The 18,321-nt window shown below is 76.8% G+C and carries 1 protein-coding gene and 1 pseudogene (1 of these 2 running past the window's edge); both read right to left on the reverse strand.

The genetic code is table 11. The features are described 5' to 3' along the window. Window positions 1-15,699, reverse strand: a complete 15,699-nt coding sequence (locus KPF47_RS23575; protein WP_224390999.1) for a type I polyketide synthase — start codon at window positions 15,697-15,699, stop codon at window positions 1-3. Beyond that, a pseudogene (locus KPF47_RS23580) lies at window positions 15,645-18,321 on the reverse strand (SDR family NAD(P)-dependent oxidoreductase) (its annotated part continues 9,287 nt past the right edge of the window); the annotation flags it as partial. The gene KPF47_RS23575 and the pseudogene KPF47_RS23580, both read right to left, overlap by 55 nt.

The raw sequence follows: 18,321 nt of genomic DNA on the forward strand, positions 1-18,321 counted from the left end.
TCAGCCGAGCCCGAGCTCGTCGTTGAGCAGGGCGAACATGTCGTCGTCGGAGGCGTCGTCGAGGGTGTCCTCGCCGGCACCGGTGTCGGTGTCGGTGTCCGCCGGCCGGTCCTCGGTGCGGCGACCGGCCCACTTGGTCCGCAGCACCTCGATCCGGCCCGCGACCCGGCGGTGCTCCCCCTCGTCGTCGACGTGCAGGCCCGCGATGGCCCGCTCCAGACCGTCGAGTGCGGCGAGGACGGCGTCGGCGCCCACCGGCTCGGTGACCACGAGCCTGCTCCGCAGGTGCCGCACGACGTCGGCCGGGGTCGGGAAGTCGAACAGCAGGGTGGCCGGCAGCCGCAGCCCGGTGGCCGCGTTGAGCCGGTTCCGGTACTCGACCGCGGTCAGCGAGTCGAAGCCCAGCTCCTGGAACTGCTGACACACCCCGACCGCGGTGGCGTCGGTGTGTCCGAGCACCTCCGCGGCCCCGACCCGGACGAGCGCGAGCAGGATCTCGTCCTGCTCGGCCGCGCCGAGCCCGCTCAGCCGGCCGACGAGCGCGTCGGCGTCCGGCACACCGGCCGCATTCGCGGTCCGGCGGGTGGAGGTCCGGACCAGGCCCCGCAGCAGTGCCGGGACCTCCTCGAGCGCGCGCAGCGCTGCCAGGTCGAGCCGCACCGGCAGGACCAGCGCCCGGCCGGCGGTCCCGGCGGCGAACAGCTCGAGCCCCTGCTCGGCCGGCAGCGGCGGCATCCCGGACCGGGCCAGGCGCGCCGCCTCGGCCTCCCCCAGGGTGCCGGTCATGCCGCTGCCCTGCTCCCACGGGCCCCAGGCCAGGGACAGCCCGGGCAGCCCGTCGGCGCGGCGGCTCGCCGCCAGCGCGTCGAGGTAGGCGTTGCCGGCCGCGTAGTTGGCCTGCCCCGCGCCACCGAACACACCGGCGACCGAGGAGAACAGCACGAACGCGTCGAGGTCCAGCTCCCGGGTCGCCTCGTGCAGGTGCCAGGCGGCGTCGGCCTTGGGCCGCAGCACCGTGTCGCGCCGGGCCGCGTCCAGCGCGCCGACCACACCGTCGTCGAGCACACCCGCGGTGTGCACGACGGCCCGCAGCGGGCGCTCCCGCCCGGCCTCGGCGACCAGGGCCGCGACGGCGTCGCGGTCGGCGACGTCGCAGGCCACCACCCGGACCCGGGCGCCGAGCGCCTCGAGGTCGGCGACCAGCTCCGCCGCGCCCCGTGCGGACGGCCCGCGACGGCCGGCGAGGACCAGGTCCCGCGCACCGCGTCGGGTGACGAGGTGCCGGGCGACCAGGCTGCCGAGCCCACCGGTCCCGCCGGTGACGAGCACGGTGCCGTCCGTGCGCAGGGCCGGACGCGCGTCGGGGCCGTCGGGGCCGTCGGGGCCGTCGGTGCCGTCCCGCTGCTCGGGCGTCACGGCGGTCCGGACCAGGCGCGGGGCACGCAGGCGCCCGTCGCGGACCGCCAGCTCGGGCTCCGTGACGAGTGCGGCCAGCGCGGCGGCCGTCAGGGACGGATCCGTACCGGTCGCCTCCGGGTCGAGGTCGAGCAGCCCGAGGGTGCCCGGGTTCTCGTTCCCCGCCGACCGGACCAGGCCCCGGACCGCGGCGGCCGCCAGGTCGGGGACGGCGCCGCCGTCCACCGCGACGGCGCCGCGGGTCACGACCACCAGCCGGGCCGTGGCGAGCTCCTCGGTGGCGAGCCACTGCTGGACCTGTTCCAGGGCCCGGACGGTGCAGGCGCGCACCTCCTCGGGCCGCCCGGTGACGCCCGGATCGGCCGCCACCGGGAACAGCACCACGTCCGGAACCGGCTCGGTGCCCGCGGCGAGCGTGGCCAGGTCGTCGACCTGCACGGCGTCCGGTACCGCCTCGGTCAGCCCGAACGGGTCGGCCCCGAGGACCGCGACCGACCCGGCCGCGCCCTGCGTGGCGTCGACGTCCGTCCAGTCCAGCCCGAACAGCGCGTCACGGTCGGTCCGGGCGGCCCGCAGCTGCTCGGCTCCGACCTGCCGGGTGTGCAGCGCCTCGACGGTGACGACCGGAGCACCGGTCCCGTCGACGGCCTGCACCGACAGGACACCGTCCCCGGCCGGCGCGATCCGCACCCGCAGGGTGGCGGCGCCGCCCGCGAGCAGCGACACCCCCGACCAGGAGAAGGGCAGTGCGCCACCGCCGGCTCCGTCGCCACCGCCGGTCCCGCCGGGGGCGAGGGCCGCGAGCAGCGACACGTGCAGCGCGGCGTCGAGCAGCGCCGGGTGCAGGCCGAACCCGTCGGGGCCCCCGGCACCGTCGGGGAGCTCGACCTCGGCGAACAGCTCCTCGCCGCGGCGCCAGGCCGCCCGCAGGCCGCGGAACACCGGGCCGTAGGCGAACCCGGCGTCGGCGAGGACGTCGTAGCAGCCCTCCACCTCGACCGCGGCCGCGTCGGACGGCGGCCACACCGCCGCGTCCGCCGCGAGCGGGGCGGCGGGGCCGGCCGGGGCCAGCGCACCGGCCGCGTGCCGGGTCCAGGCGTCCTCGCCCGCGCCCTCGGGCCGGGAGTGGATGCCGATGCCCCGGCTGCCGTCGGTGTCCGGTGCGTCGACCGTCACCTGCAGCTGCAGGGCCCCCTGCTCGGGCAGGGCCAGCGGTGCGGCCAGGGTCAGCTCCTCGACCCGGTCGCATCCGACCTGGTCGCCGGCCCGGATCGCCATGTCGAGCAGCGCCGTGCCGGGGACCAGTACGTGCCCCAGCACCGTGTGGTCGACCAGCCACGGGTGCGAACCGCGGGACAGTCGTCCGGTGAACACCACTCCCCCGCCGGACGCGAGCTCCACGGCGGCGCCGAGCAGCGGGTGCTCGGGCGCACCGAGGCCGGCCGCGCGGACGTCGCCGTCCGCGGTCCGGGCCGCAGGCCAGAACCACTGCCGCTGGAAGGCGTACGTCGGGAGGTCGACCCGGGCCGGCCGGGTCCCGGTGAACACGTCGTGCCAGTCGCCGGTGCGTCCGGCGGTGTGCAGCTGTGCCCGCGCGGTGAGCACGGTCGTCTCCTCGTCGCGGTCGCGGCGCAGCAGGGGCACCGTGACGGCGCCCTCCGGGACGGTCTGTGCGGCCAGTGCCGACAGCACCCCGTCCGGGCCGATCTCCAGGTAGGCGGTGACACCCGCGGCGTCCAGCGCCGCGACACCGTCGGCGAACCGCACGGTCTCCCGGACGTGGCGCACCCAGTACTCCGGGTCGCACAGCTGACCCGGCTGCGCGAGCGCACCGGTCAGGTTCGACACCACCGGCACCACCGGCTCGGAGTAGGTGAGCTGCTCGGCGACGGCCCGGAACTGCTCGAGCATCGGGTCCATCAGCGGCGAGTGGAACGCGTGCGACACCTGCAGCCGGGTGGTCCGCCTGCCCTGCTCGGCGAGCCGGGTCCCGACGGCCAGCACGGCGTCCTCGGTACCGGACACGACGACCGAGGACGGTCCGTTCACCGCGGCGATCGCGACGTCACCGGTGAGCAGCGGCGTGACCTCGTCCGGTCGCGCCTGCACCGCGATCATCGCGCCGCCGGTCGGCAGCGCCTGCATCAGCGACGCCCGCGCCGCGACCAGACGCGCCGCATCGGCCAGCGAGAACACCCCGGCCACGTGCGCCGCCGCGATCTCACCGATCGAGTGCCCCGCCACCAGGTCCGCACGCACACCACAGGACTCCACCAGCCGGTGCAGCGCGACCTCGACCGCGAACAGCGCGGGCTGGGTCCAGCCGGTCTCGTCGAGCCGGCCGGACTCCCGGTCGTCGGCGGCCCACATCACCTCGCGCAGCGACGGGGTACCGGCGCCCGCGGGCTCCAGCTCGGCGTCCAGCGCGGCCACGACCGCGTCGAACGCCTCGGCGAACACCGGGAACCGCTCGTACAGCTCCCGGCCCATGCCGGGACGCTGCGAGCCCTGCCCGGAGAACAGCAAAGCCGTGCGGCCGCCGTCGCTCTCCCCGGTGACCGCCGCCGGGTCCGGGCGACCGCCGGCGACCGCGTCGAGCGCGGTGAGCGGGTCGGTACCGGCCCCGGCGAGGACGACGGCGCGGTGGGCGAACTCCGACCGGGTGGTCGCGAGCGCGTGGGCGACGTCGACCCGGCGCGGGCCGGGCCGCTCGGTGAGCGCGTCGCGCAGTCGTGCCGCCTGGGCGCGCAGTGCCTCCGGCGTGCGACCGGACAGCACCCACGGCACCACGCGGGGTTCGGGCGCGGCGGGCTCACCGGATCCGGGGACGGCGGCGGGCTGCTCCAGCACGACGTGCGCGTTGGTGCCGCTGATCCCGAACGACGACACCCCGGCCCGGCGCGCGCGCCCGGTCTCCGGCCACGCGGTCTGCTCGGTCAGCAGCGCGACCGTGCCGTCGGACCAGTCCACGTGCGACGACGGCGCGTCCACGTGCAACGTGCGCGGCACCGTCCCGTGCCGCATCGCCAGCACCATCTTGATCACACCCGCCACACCGGCGGCGGCCTGGGTGTGGCCGAGGTTCGACTTGACCGACCCCAGCAGCAGCGGACGGTCGGTGTCGCGGTCCCGCCCGTAGGTCGCGATCAGCGCCTGGGCCTCGATCGGGTCGCCCAGGGTGGTGCCGGTGCCGTGCGCCTCGACGACGTCGACGTCGCCGGTGGACAGGCCGCCCGACGCCAGCGCCTGGCGGATGACCCGCTGCTGGGACGGTCCGTTCGGTGCCGTGAGCCCGTTGGAGGCGCCGTCCTGGTTGACCGCGGACCCGCGCACCACGGCGAGGATCTCGTGCCCGTTCCGCAGCGCGTCGGACCGGCGCTCCAGCACCAGCATCCCGACGCCCTCGGCCCAGCCGACGCCGTCGGCGTCGTCGGAGAACGCCTTGCACCGCCCGTCCGGGGACAGGCCCCGCTGCCGGGAGAACTCGACGAACGTGCCCGGCGTCGACATCACCGTCACACCGCCGGCGAGGGCGAGCGTGCACTCCCCCGAGCGCAGCGCCTGCATCGCCCAGTGCATCGCCACCAGCGACGACGAGCACGCCGTGTCGACGGTGACCGCCGGGCCCTCCAGGCCCAGGGTGTAGGACACCCGGCCCGACGCGACGCTCGGGGAGCTGCCGCTGCCCTGGAAGCCCTCGTACTCGGGCCCGGCGAGCACCGTGCCGTAGTCGCTGTACATGACCCCGGCGAAGACGCCGGTGGCGCTGCCGCGCAACGAGACCGGGTCGATCCCGGCCCGCTCGACCGCCTCCCACGAGGTCTCCAGCAACAGCCGCTGCTGGGCGTCGGTGGCCGTCGCCTCACGCGGACTCATCCCGAAGAACCCGGCGTCGAACTCCGCCGCGGTGTGCAGGAACCCGCCCTCGCGGGTGTAGGAGGTGCCGAGGTGGTCGGCGTCGGGGTGGTAGAGGTTCTCCAGGTCCCACCCGCGGTCGGTGGGGAACCCGGTGATCGCGTCGCCGCCGGAGGTGACCAAGGTCCACAGGTCGTCCGGGGTGGCGACGCCGCCGGGGTACCGCGACGCCATCCCGACGATGACGATCGGGGCGCCGGCGACCGCGGCGGTGCGCGCCGGGGCGGCCGGGACGGCGTCGTCGGTGCCGAACAGGTCGTCGGCGATCACCTCGACCAGCAGGTCGACGGTCGGGTGGTCGAAGACCATCGTGGCCGGCAGCCGCAGTCCGGTGACGGTGTTGAGCCGGTTGCGCAGCTCCACCGAGGTGAGCGAGTCGAAGCCGAGGTCGCGGAACGCGCGCCCGGCGTCGACGTCGGCGGCGCCCGCGTGGCCGAGGACCAGCGCGACCTGCCCGCGGACGAGGTCGAGGAGCACCTCGCGTCGCTCCTCGGGGGTGAGCGGGGCCAGGCGGTCCCGCAGCCCCGACGCGGCGGCCGAGCCTGCGACCGCGGCACGGCGGGAGCGGCCCCGGACCAGGGTCCGCAGGACCGCGGGCACCTCTCCGTGGGCGCGCAGCGCGGCCGGGTCCAGACGCAGCGGCGCGAGTGCCGGTTCACCGGTGGCCAGGGCGGCGTCGAACAGGGCGAGTCCGTGCTCGACGGTCAGCGCCGGGACCCCGGAGCGCGCGAGGCGCGCCGCGTCGGCCTCGGTCAGCTCGCCCGCCATGCCCTGCTCCCAGGGGCCCCAGGCCAGCGCGGTGCCGGGGAGCCCCTCGGTGCGGCGCCGCAGCGCCAGGGCGTCGAGGAACGCGTTGCCGGCGGCGTAGTTCGCCTGTCCCGGGTTGCCGAGCACACCGGCGACCGAGGAGAACAGCACGAACGCCGTGAGGTCGCGGTCGCGGGTCGCCTCGTGGAGGTGCCAGGCGGCGTCGACCTTCGGACGGAGGACCGCGGCGAGCCGCTCGGGGGTGAGCGTGGCGACCAGACCGTCGTCGAGCACGCCCGCGGCGTGGATCACCGCGTGCACCGGGTGCTCGGCGAGGAGCGCGGTGACGGCGTCGCGGTCGGACACGTCGCAGGCGACGACGGTGGCGCGGGCCCCGGCGTCGGCCAGGTCGGCGACGAGGTCGGCGGCGCCCTCGGCGTCCGGGCCGCGGCGGCTGACCAGCAGCAGCTCACGCACGTCGTGCGCGGCCACCAGGTGGCGCGCGAGCACGGCGCCGAGACCGCCGGTCCCGCCGGTCACCAGGACGGTGCCGGCGCCGAGGCCGGCGGCCGCGGTGTCGTCGCCGGCGGGTGCGCGGCGGGCCAGGCGGGCCGCCCGCAGCTCCCCGTCGTGGGTCCGCAGCTGCGGCTCGTCGCCGTCCAGGGCCGCGGACGGCAGCGTGGCGGTGGTGTCCGGGTCGAGGTCGAGCAGGCCGAACGCGCCGGGGTTCTCCGACTGCGCGGACCGGACCAGTCCCCACACCGCGGCCGCCGCCGGGTCGTGCCCGGTGGTGGCGCCGCGGGTGACGACGACGAACCGGGTCCCGGCGAAACGCTCCTGCTCCAGGCGGGCGCGGACCAGGCCGAGCACCCGGGCGGTGAGCGTGTGGGCCGCCGCGGCGGCGTCCTCGCCACCGGGGTCCGCGGGTGCGGCGACGGGCACCAGCACCGGGCCGGCGGGCGGCCCGGACGGCAGGTCGTCGTGCTGCTCGACGGTCGCGCCGAGCCCGGCCAGTGCGCCGGTCAGACCGAACGGGTCGTCCCCGACCAGGACGGCGGTGGTGGCGTCGGGGAGCGGCCCGGCATCGGGGACGGGGGTCCAGTCGAGGCCGAACAGGGAGTCCCGGACACCGGGGGCGACGTCGTCGGGAGTGCCGACCGACCGCATCTCCAGCGCCCGGACCTCGGCGACGGGGGCGCCGCCGGGGTCGGTCGCGGAGACGGTGAGGGTGCCGTCGGGGTCGCGGCGCAGCCGCGTCCGCAGCGCGGACGCGCCGGCGGCGGCGAGCGAGACACCGCTCCAGGCGAACGGGACCCCGGCGGCGGTACCACCCGCGGTGTCCTCCCGCCGGTCCTCGCCCCGGTCCTCGACCAGCCATGCGGACTGCAGGGCGGCGTCGAGCAGGGCGGGGTGCAGGCCGTAGGCGGTGGCGGTCCCGTCGGCGGGCTCGGGGAGGACGAGCTCGGCGAACACCTCGCCGTCGCGCCGCCAGGCGGCCCGCAGCCCCTGGAAGGCCGGGCCGTAGTCGAAGCCCTCGGCCGCGCGGGCCGGGTAGAAGCCGTCCAGGTCGACCGGTTCGGCGCCGGTGGGCGGCCAGACCCCGTCGAGCGGGTCCGGGACCGGCGGGAGGGCGGCGACCAGGGTGCCGGTGGCGTGCAGGGTCCACCCGGCGTCGGGGTCCGGGTCGTCGTCGGTGCCGTGCGGCCGGGCGTGGACGGTGACCGGCCTGCGGCCGGTGGCGTCGGCGGCGCCGAGCCGGACCTGGGTCCGGACGGCGTCGTGGTCGGGCAGCACCAGTGGTGCGGTGAGCGTCAGCTCCTCCACGTGGTCGCACCCGACCTCCTCGCCTGCCCGCAGCACGAGCTCGACGAACGCGGTGCCCGGCAGCAGCACCCGGCCGCCGACGGCGTGGTCGGCCAGCCACGGCTGGGTGCGGGTGGAGATCCGCCCGGTGAGCACGAGGCCCTCGCCGTCGGCGAGCGCGACGACGTCGCCGGCCAGCGGGTGCCCGGTCGCACCGGTACCGGCCGGTGCCCCGGTCGTCCCGGTCGGCCAGAAGTGCCGGTGCTGGAAGGCGTAGGTCGGCAGGTCGACGTGCCCCGGCACGGCCGGGAGCAGGGCGGTCCAGTCGACCGGTGCGCCCGTGGTGTGCAGCGTGGCGAGCGCCGTGAGGGCGGTGTGCTCCTCGTCGCGGTCGCGGCGCAGCACCGGGACCGTCACGGTCGTGTCGTCGGGCAGCGACTCACGGGCCATCGCCGAGAGCACACCGTCCGGGCCGAGCTCCAGGAACGTGGTCGCACCGGCCTCGGCCAGCGCCCGCACACCGTCGGCGAACCGCACGGCCTCCCGGACGTGGCGCACCCAGTACCCCGGGTCGCACAGCCGACCCGGCTCGGCGAGCGCACCGGTCAGGTTCGACACCACCGGCACCACCGGCTCGGAGTAGGTGAGCTGCTCGGCGACGGCCCGGAACTCCTCGAGCATCGGGTCCATCAGCGGCGAGTGGAACGCGTGCGAGACCCGCAGCGTGGTGACCGAGCGGCCCTGCGCGCGCAGCTGCTCCGCGACGGCCAGGACGGCGTCGCGTGCCCCGGACAGCACGAGCGAGGCGGGTCCGTTGACCGCGGCGACCGCCACGTCGTCGGTCAGGTGCGGGCGCACCTGCTCCTCGGTCGCACGGACGGCGACCATCGCACCCCCGGTCGGCAACGCCTGCATCAGCGACGCCCGCGCCGCGACCAGACGCGCCGCATCGGCCGGCGAGAACACCCCCGCCACGTGCGCCGCCGCGATCTCACCGATCGAGTGCCCCGCCACCAGGTCCGCACGCACACCCCAGGACTCCACCAGCCGGTACAGCGCGACCTCGACCGCGAACAACGCGGGCTGGGCCACGCCGGTCTCGTCCAGCGCCGCGGCGTCGGCGCCCCACACCGTCGCCCGCAGATCACCACCGAGCTCGGCGTCCAGCACCGCGACGACGGCGTCGAACGCCCCGGCGAACACCGGGAACCGCCCGTACAACTCACGGCCCATCCCGAGCCGCTGCGAACCCTGCCCGGAGAACACCACCGCGGTCCGGCCGGGCCGGGCGGTCCCGGTCACGACGGCCGGATCGGGGGTGTCCGTGGCGAGCGCGGCCAGCGCGCGCAGGGCGTCGTCGCGGTCTGCGGCCAGGACGGCGGCCCGGTGGGCGAACCGCGACCGGCTGCTCGCCAGTGCCGACGCGACGTCGGCCGGGACGAGGCCGGGCCGGTCCTGCAGGTGCGCGCGCAACCGGTCGGCCTGCCCGCGCAGCGCCTCGGGGGTCCTGCCGGACAGCACCAGCGGCGCCAGGCCGTCCCGGGCGGGTGCCGGGGCGACCGCGTCGGCGGGTTCCACCGGCGACGGCTGCTCCAGCACGACGTGGGCGTTGGTGCCGCTGATGCCGAACGAGGAGATCCCGGCGCGGCGGACGCGCCCGGTCTCCGGCCAGGCCGTCCGCTCGGTGAGCAGCTCGACCGCTCCGGCGTCCCAGTCGACGTGCGAGGAGGGCTCGGTGACCCCGAGCGTGCGGGGCAGCACCCCGTGCTGCATCGCCATGATCATCTTGATCACGCCGGCGACGCCTGCGGCGGCCTGGGTGTGGCCCATGTTGGACTTGACCGAGCCGAGCAGCAGCGGCTGCTCGCGGTCCTGCCCGTAGGTGGCGAGCAGGGCCTGGGCCTCGATCGGGTCGCCGAGGGTGGTGCCGGTGCCGTGCGCCTCGACCGCGTCGACGTCGGCGGTGGACAGGCCACCGGAGGCGAGTGCCTGCCGGATGACGCGCTGCTGGGACGGCCCGTTGGGCGCGGTCAGCCCGTTGGAGGCGCCGTCCTGGTTCACCGCCGAGCCGCGCACCACGGCGAGGATCCGGTGGCCGTGGCGCAGCGCGTCGGACCGGCGTTCCAGCAGCAACATGCCGACGCCCTCGGACCAGCCGACGCCGTCGGCGGAGTCGGAGAACGGCTTGGAGCGGCCGTCGGGGGCGAGGCCGCGCTGGCGGGAGAACTCGACGAAGGTCTCGGGGCCCGCCATGACGGTGACGCCGCCGGCGAGCGCCCGGTCGCACTCCCCGCTGCGCAGCGCCTGCGCGGCGAGGTGCAGCGCGACCAGCGACGACGAGCACGCGGTGTCCACCGTCATCGCCGGGCCCTCGAACCCGAAGGAGTAGGAGATGCGGCCCGAGGCCACCGACAGCGCGCTGCCCTGGCCCTGGAAGCCCTCGAACTCGTCGCCGTCGAGCCGGCTGCCGTAGCCGGAGTACATGACTCCGGCGAACACACCGGTCCGGCTGTCGCGCAGGCTCTGCGGGTCCAGCCCGGCGCGCTCGATCGCCTCCCACGACGACTCCAGCAGCAGCCGCTGCTGGGCGTCGGTCGCCATCGCCTCGCGCGGGCTCATCCCGAAGAAGTCCGCGTCGAAGCCGGCGGCGTCGTCGAGGAACCCGCCGGAGCGGGCGTAGGAGGTGCCGCGGTGCGCGGGGTCGTCGTCGAACAGGTCGTCGAGGTCCCAGCCGCGGTCGGTGGGGAACCCGGTGATCACGTCGGTGCCCTCGTCGAGGACCGTCCACAGGTCCTCGGGCGAGCCGATGCCGCCGGGGAAGCGGCAGCTCATGCCCACCACGACGACGGGGTCGTCCGCGGTGACGACACCGGCGACGTCGGCACCGGTCCCGGTGTCGCCGTCGGCGTCCGGCCCGAGGAGCCCGACGAGCAGGTGCTCGGCGAGCGCGGCGACCGTCGGGTAGTCGAAGATCGCGGTGGCGGGCAGCCGCAGGCCGGTGGCGGTGCCGAGCTTGTTGCGCAGCTCGACGGCGGTCAGCGAGTCGAAGCCGAGGTCGCGGAAGGCGAGCTCGGGGTCGATGCGGTCACCGCCCGCGTGTCCGAGCACGGTCGCGGCCTCGCCGCGGACCAGGTCGAGCAGGGCCGCGCGCCGCTCGGCGCGGTCGAGGGCGCCGAGCCGCCCGGCCAGGCCGCCGGCGTCGGCGGCCGTGGTCGTCGCGGCGCGGCGGGCGGGGGCGCGGACGAGCCCGCGCAGCAGCGGCGGGACGGTCCCGCGACGGTGCAGGGTGGCCAGGTCGAGCCGCACCGGGACGAGCGCGGGACGGCCCGTGTCGAGTGCGGCGTCGAACAGGGCCAGGCCCTGCCGGGCGGCGAGCAGCGGCATCCCGGACTCGGCGGCCCGGCGGACGTCGCGCTCGTCGAGACCCGCGGTCATGCCGGCGTCCTGGTCCCACGCACCCCAGGCCAGGGAGACGCCGGGCAGGCCGGCCGCGGCGCGGTGCGCGGCCAGGGCGTCGAGGAACGCGTTACCGGCGGCGTAGTTCGCCTGACCGGCACCGCCGAACACCCCGGCCACCGAGGAGAACAGCACGAACGCGTCCAGGTCCATGTCGGCGGTCGCCCGGTGCAGGTTCCACGCACCGTCGACCTTCGGCGCCAGCACCCGCGCCAGACGCCCGGGGGTGAGCGAGCCCAGCACCCCGTCGTCGAGCACACCCGCGGTGTGCACGACCGCGCGGACCGGATGCCCGGCCACCAGCGCGGTGACGGCGTCGGCGACGTCGCACGCCGCCACCGTCACCTCGGCACCCAGCTCCTCCAGCTCCTCCACCAGTACCGCCGCTCCCGGTGCGTCCGCACCGGACCGGCTGGTGAGCAGCAGGTGCCGCACCCCGTGGGTGGTGACGAGGTGGCGGGCGAGCAGCCCGCCCAGCCCACCGGTCCCGCCGGTGACCAGGACGGTGCCCTCGCTCGACCAGGGCCGCGGGAGGGTCAGGACGATCTTGCCGATGTGCTTGGCGGCGCTCATGAAGCGGAACGCGTCGGGAGCGTCCCGGACGTCCCAGGTGCGGACCGGCAGCGGGTCCAGCACGCCGGCCTCGAACAGGTCCATCAGCTCGCCGAGCATGGCGCCGACGGCCGCAGGGTCGACCCAGGCGAGGTCGAAGGCCTGGTAGGAGACGTCGTCCGGCGCCGCGTCCGCGTCGCGGATGTCGGTCTTGCCCATCTCCAGGAACCGGCCGCCCGCACCGAGCAGCCCCATCGAGGCGTCGACGAACTCGCCGGCCAGCGAGTTGAGGACGACGTCGAGGTCGGTCCCGGCGAAGGTCTCGGCGAACTCCAGGGTCCGCGACGAGGCGATGTGGTCCTGCGCGACGCCCAGCCCGCGCAGCACGTCCTGCTTGGACTCCGACGCCGTGGCGTAGACCTCCGCGCCGAGGTGCCGGGCGATCTGCACCGCGGCCATGCCGACGCCACCGGCTCCGGCGTGGATGAGGACCTTCTCCCCCGCGGTCAGGTTCCCGAGCTCGCGCAGGGCGTGCCAGGCGGTGAGGAACACCAGCGGGACCGACGCGGCGGTCTCCCAGTCCCAGCCGTCGGGGATCCGGGTGAAGCGGCGGGCGTCGTCGACGGCCAGCGAGGAGAAGCTGCCCGAGATCATGCCCAGGACGCGGTCGCCGGGGGCGAGCCCGGTGACGTCCGGGCCGGTCGCGACGACCACGCCCGCGGCCTCGTGGCCGTAGCGGCCGGCGTCGCCGGGGTACATGTCGAGGGACTTGAGCACGTCGCGGAAGTTCAGGCCCGCGGCGCGGATCGCGACCCGTACCTGGTGCCCGGTGAGCGGGGCGGTCGCCTCCGGGTGGGGCACGAGGGCGAGGCCGTCGATGCTGCCCGGGGCGGTGCTGTCGAGGCACCAGGCGTCCGTGGCCGGCACGGCGAGCCCGGCGCCGCTCTGCGCGCGGGCCAGGCGCCCGGCGAGCAGGGCACCGTCGCGCACCGCGATCTGCGGCTCACCGGTGTGCAGCGCGGCCAGCAGCAGCCGGCCGTCGTCCGCGGCGCCGTCGGTACCGTCGGTGCCCGGGTCGCGGTCGACGAGCACGATGCCGTCGGGGAACTCGGACTGGGCGGAGCGGACGAGGCCGTGCACCGCGGCGGCGGCGACGTCGGTGGGAGCGGTGCCACCGGCGGCGACGGCGCCGCGGGTGACGACGGCGAGCCGCCCGGTGTCGGCACCGGCGGTCCACTCCTGCAGCAGTTCGAGGACCGCGGCGGTCAGGGTGTGGGCGGCGGCCGCGGTGTCGGCGGCCGCGCCCCCCACGGTGACGACCACCGTGTCCGGACGCGCCTGCAGCGCCGTTCCGGGTCCGGTGTGGACGGTCACCTCGGCGCCCGCGGCGGACAGTCCGGCGGCGACCGCGGTGGCGTCGCTGCCGTCGCCGATCCCGACGACGGCGACCGTCCCGGGGGCAGGGGTGACCGCGGCGTCGTCGACCGGGGTCCAGTCGAGTGCGAACAGGGCGTCCCCGGTGCCGGTGGGGGCGAGCTGTGCCTCGGCGACCGGGCGGACGGCGAGGGTGCCGACGGTCGCGACCGGGTGGCCCGCGGGGTCGGTGGCGGCGATCGCGATGCCGCCGTCGGTGCGGGTCAGGCGGACGCGCAGCGCGACGGCGCCGGTGGCGTGCAGGGTGACCCCCTCCCAGGAGAACGGGAGGCCTGCGGTGTCGTCGTCGTCGAGCATCCCGGCGTGCAGGGCGGCGTCGAGCAGGGCGGGGTGCAGCCCGAACCGGGCCGCGTCGTCGGTGGCCTGCGCGGGCAGGGCGACGTCGGCGTAGACGGTGTCGCCGTCGCGCCAGGCCGCGGTGAGCCCCTGGAACACCGGGCCGTAGCCGAACCCGGCCTCGGCGAACCGCTCGTAGCAGCCCTGGAGCGGCAGCTCCCGCGCACCGGTCGGCGGCCAGGTGGTGGCGTCGAAGCCCACCGGCTCGGGGTCGGCCGTGGTGAGCGTGCCGGTGGCGTGCAGGGTCCAGGGTGCGTCGCCGGCGTCGTCGGGGCGGGCGTGCACGGTGACGGCGCGACGGCCGTCGTCGTCGGCGACGCCGACCCGGACCTGGGTCCGCACGGCGCCCCGGGTGGGGACGACCAGCGGTGCGGCGAGGGTGAGGTCCTCGACGCGGTCGGCGCCGACCTCGTCGCCGGCCCGCAGGGCCAGTTCGAGCAGTGCCGTGCCGGGCACGAGGACGGTGCCCCGCACGGTGTGGTCGGCCAGCCACGGGTGGGTCGCGAGCGAGAGCCGCCCGGTGCAGAGCACGCCCTCGCCCTCGGCGAGCTCGACCGCGCCGTGCAGGACGGGGTGTCCGGTGGCGGTGAGCCCGAGCGCGCCGGCGTCGGTCACCGGGCGGGTCGCGGTGGGCCAGTAGGTGGCGTGCTGGAAGGCGTAGGTCGGGAGGTCGACGCGGCGGCCGCCCGGGAGCAGCTCCGTCCACCCGACGCGGGTGCCGCCGACGTGCAGGCGGGCCAGCGCGGTCAGTGCGGCGTCGGCCTCGCCGCGGTCACGGCGCAGGACGGGGACCGTCGCGGTCGTGTCGTCGGGCAGCGACTCACGGGCCATCGCCGACAGCACACCGTCCGGGCCGAGCTCCAGGAACGTCGTCGCACCGGCCTCGGCCAGCGCGCGGACCCCGTCGGCGAACCGCACGGCCTCCCGGACGTGGCGCACCCAGTACCCCGGCTCGCACAGCCGACCCGCCTCGGCGAGCGCACCGGTCAGGTTCGACACCACCGGCACCACCGGCTCGGAGTAGTCCAGCTGCTCGGCGACGGCCCGGAACTCCTCGAGCATCGGCTCCATCAGCGGCGAGTGGAACGCGTGCGAGACGGCGAGCCGCCGGGTCCTGCGGTCGGCGAGCTGCTCGGCGACCGCCGTGACGGCGTCCTCGTCGCCGGAGACGACGACGGCGGACGGGCCGTTGACCGCGGCGATCGCGACGCGGTCGGTGAGGTGCGGGCGCACCTCGTCCTCGCTCGCCTGCACGGCGAGCATGGCGCCACCGGTCGGCAACGCCTGCATCAGCGACGCCCGCGCCGCGACCAGACGCGCCGCATCGGCCAGCGAGAACACCCCCGCCACGTACGCCGCCGCGATCTCACCGATCGAGTGCCCCGCGACCAGGTCGGCCCGGACCCCCCAGGACTCGACGAGCCGGTACAGCGCGACCTCGACCGCGAACAGTGCGGGCTGGGTCGTGCCGGTCTCGTCCAACGCCGCGGCGTCGGCGCCCCACACCAGGGCCCGCAAGTCACCGCCGAGCTCGGCGTCCAGCACCGCGACGACGGCGTCGAACGCCTCGGCGAACACCGGGAACCGCCCGTACAGCTCACGGCCCATCCCGAGCCGCTGCGAGCCCTGCCCGGAGAACAGCACGGCGGTGCGGCCGGTGCGGGCCCGGCCGGTGACGACCGCCGGGTCGCTGCCACCGTCGGCGAGCGCGGCCAGTGCGCGCACGGCGCCGTCGGTGTCCGCGGCGAGGACGACGGCGCGGTGGTCGAACGCGGACCGGCCGGTCGCCAGGGAGTGGGCGACGTCGACCGGACGCAGGTCCGGGTGCTCGGTGACGGTGTCGCGGAGCCGGGTGGCCTGGTCGCGCAGCGCCTCGGCTGACCTCGCGGACAGCAGCCACGGGAGCGGGCCGTCCGGTCCGGGCCCGGCCGGGCGGGGGCCGGGGCGTCGGCGGGCTGCTCCACGATGACGTGGGCGTTGGTGCCGCTGATCCCGAACGACGAGACACCCGCGCGGCGGGCGCGTCCGGTCTCCGGCCACGCGGTCTGCTCGGTCAGCAGCGCGACGGTGCCGTCGGACCAGTCGACGTGCGAGGACGGCGCGTCGACGTGCAGGGTGCGGGGCAGGACCCCGTGCCGGAGCGCCTGGACCATCTTGATCACACCGGCGACGCCGGCGGCGGCCTGGGTGTGGCCGATGTTGGACTTCAGCGAGCCCAGGTGCAGCGGCTGCGCCGGGTCGCGGTCGGCGCCGTAGGTCGCGATGAGCGCCTGCGCCTCGATGGGGTCGCCGAGGGTGGTGCCGGTGCCGTGGGCCTCGACCGCGTCGACGTCGGCCGCGGTGAGCCCGGCACTGGCCAGCGCCTGGCGGATGACGCGCTGCTGGGACGGACCGTTCGGCGCGGTCAACCCGTTGGAGGCGCCGTCCTGGTTCACCGCCGAGCCGCGCACCACGGCGAGGATCTCGTGCCCGTTCCGCAGCGCGTCGGACCGGCGCTCCAGCACCAGCATCCCGGCACCCTCGGCCCAGCCGACCCCGTCGGCGGCGTCGGCGAAGGGCTTGGACCGGCCGTCGGCGGCGAGGCCGCCCTGCCGGGAGAACTCGACGAACGTGGCCGGCGTCGACATGACGGTGACGCCGCCGGCGAGGGCGAGCGTGCACTCCCCGGTCCGCAGTGCCTGCATCGCCCAGTGCATCGCCACCAGCGACGACGAGCACGCCGTGTCGACGGTGACGGCCGGACCCTCCAGACCCAGCGTGTAGGACACCCGGCCCGACGCGACGCTTCCGGCGCTGCCCTGGCCCTGGATCCCCTCGTGCTCCGGTCCGCCGAGGTTGTCGGCGTAGTCGTGGTACATGACCCCGGCGAACACCCCGGTGGCGCTGCCGCGCAACGAGACCGGGTCGATCCCGGCCCGCTCGACCGCCTCCCACGACGTCTCCAGCAACAACCGCTGCTGGGCGTCGGTCGCCGTCGCCTCACGCGGACTCATCCCGAAGAACCCGGCGTCGAACTCGGCGGCGTCGTGCAGGAACCCGCCCTCGCGGGTGTAGGAGGTGCCGGCGTGGTCGGGGTCGGGGTCGTAGAGGCCGTCGAGGTCCCAGCCGCGGCCGGTGGGGAACCCGGTGATGGCGTCGACGCCGTCGCCGACGAGCTGCCAGAGGTCCTCGGGCGAGGTGACCCCGCCGGGGTAGCGGCACGCCATCCCCACGATGACGACCGGGTCGTCGGCCTGCGGCGCCACGACCGCGGGCTGCGGTGCGGGCGGGGTCGCGGAGCCGAGCAGCTCGGAGCGCAGGTGGGTGGCGAGCGCGGCGAGGGTCGGGTGGTCGAAGACCGTCGTCGCGGGCAGCCGCAGCCCGGTCGCCGTCGCGAGCCTGTTGCGCAGCTCGACGGCGGTCAGAGAGTCGAACCCGAGATCGCGGAAGGCGCGGTCGGCGTCGATGTCGGCGCCGGAGGTGTGCCCGAGCACGAGTGCGGCGGCACCGCGGACGACGTCGAGGAGGACCTCGTGGCGCCGGTCGTCGTCGAGCCGGGCGAGCCGGTCGACGAGCCCCGCGTCGGTGGCCTGCGCGGCGCCGGTGGCGGTGCGGCGGGGGGCGGTGACGAGGCCGCGCAGCAGCGCGGGGACCGGGGTCCGGGTGCGGAACGCGGCGAGGTCGAGGCGGGCGGTGACCAGCGCCGGGTCGCCGGTGGCCGGCGCGGCGTCGAAGAGGGCGAGGCCCTCGTCCACGGTGAGCAGCGGCATCCCGGCGGCGGCGGCCCGGGCGACGTCGCGCTGGTCGAGGTCGGCGGTCATGCCGAGGCCCTGCTGCCAGGGACCCCAGGCCAGCGCGGTGGCGGGCAGGCCGGCCGCGGCGCGGTGCGCGGCCAGGGCGTCGAGGAACGCGTTACCGGCGGCGTAGTTCGCCTGACCGGCACCGCCGAACACCCCGGCCACCGAGGAGAACAGCAGGAACGCGTCCAGGTCCATGTCGGCGGTCGCCCGGTGCAGGTTCCACGCACCGTCGACCTTCGGCGCCAGCACGCGGGCGAGGCGCTCGGGGGTGAGCGAGGTCAGCACCCCGTCGTCGAGGACGCCTGCGGTGTGCACGACGGCACGGAGCGGGTGCGCGTCGGGGACAGCGGCCACGAGCGCGGTGACCGCGTCGGCGTCGGTGACGTCGCAGGCGGCGACCGACACCCGGGCGCCGTGGCCCTCCAGCTCGGTGACGAGCTCCGCGGCCCCCGGTGCGTCCGCACCGGACCGGCTGGTGAGCAGCAGGTGCCGCACCCCGTGGGTGGTGACGAGGTGGCGGGCCAGCAGCCCGCCCAGCCCACCGGTCCCGCCGGTGACCAGGACGGTGCCCTCGCTCGACCAGGGCGTGGCGCCTGCGGTCGCCCCGGTCCGGGTCAGGCGGGCGGCGAGGACGTCGCCGTCGCGCAGGGCGAGCTGCGGCTCGTCCGGCGACAGCGCGGCGAGCAGGGCATCCGTCGCGGGGACGTCGGCGGCCGGGTCGAGGTCGAGCAGGGCGAACGCGCCGGGGTTCTCGGTCTGCGCGGAGCGGACCAGGCCCCACACCGCGGCGGCGGCGAGGTCGGTGACGGGCCCGTCGCCGCACGCGACGGCGCCGCGGGTGACGAGCACCAGCCGGGTGCCGGCGAGCCGGTCGTCGGTCGAC

The sequence above is a fragment of the Pseudonocardia sp. ICBG1293 genome, assembly GCF_020131355.1.
GTDB lineage: Bacteria > Actinomycetota > Actinomycetes > Mycobacteriales > Pseudonocardiaceae > Pseudonocardia.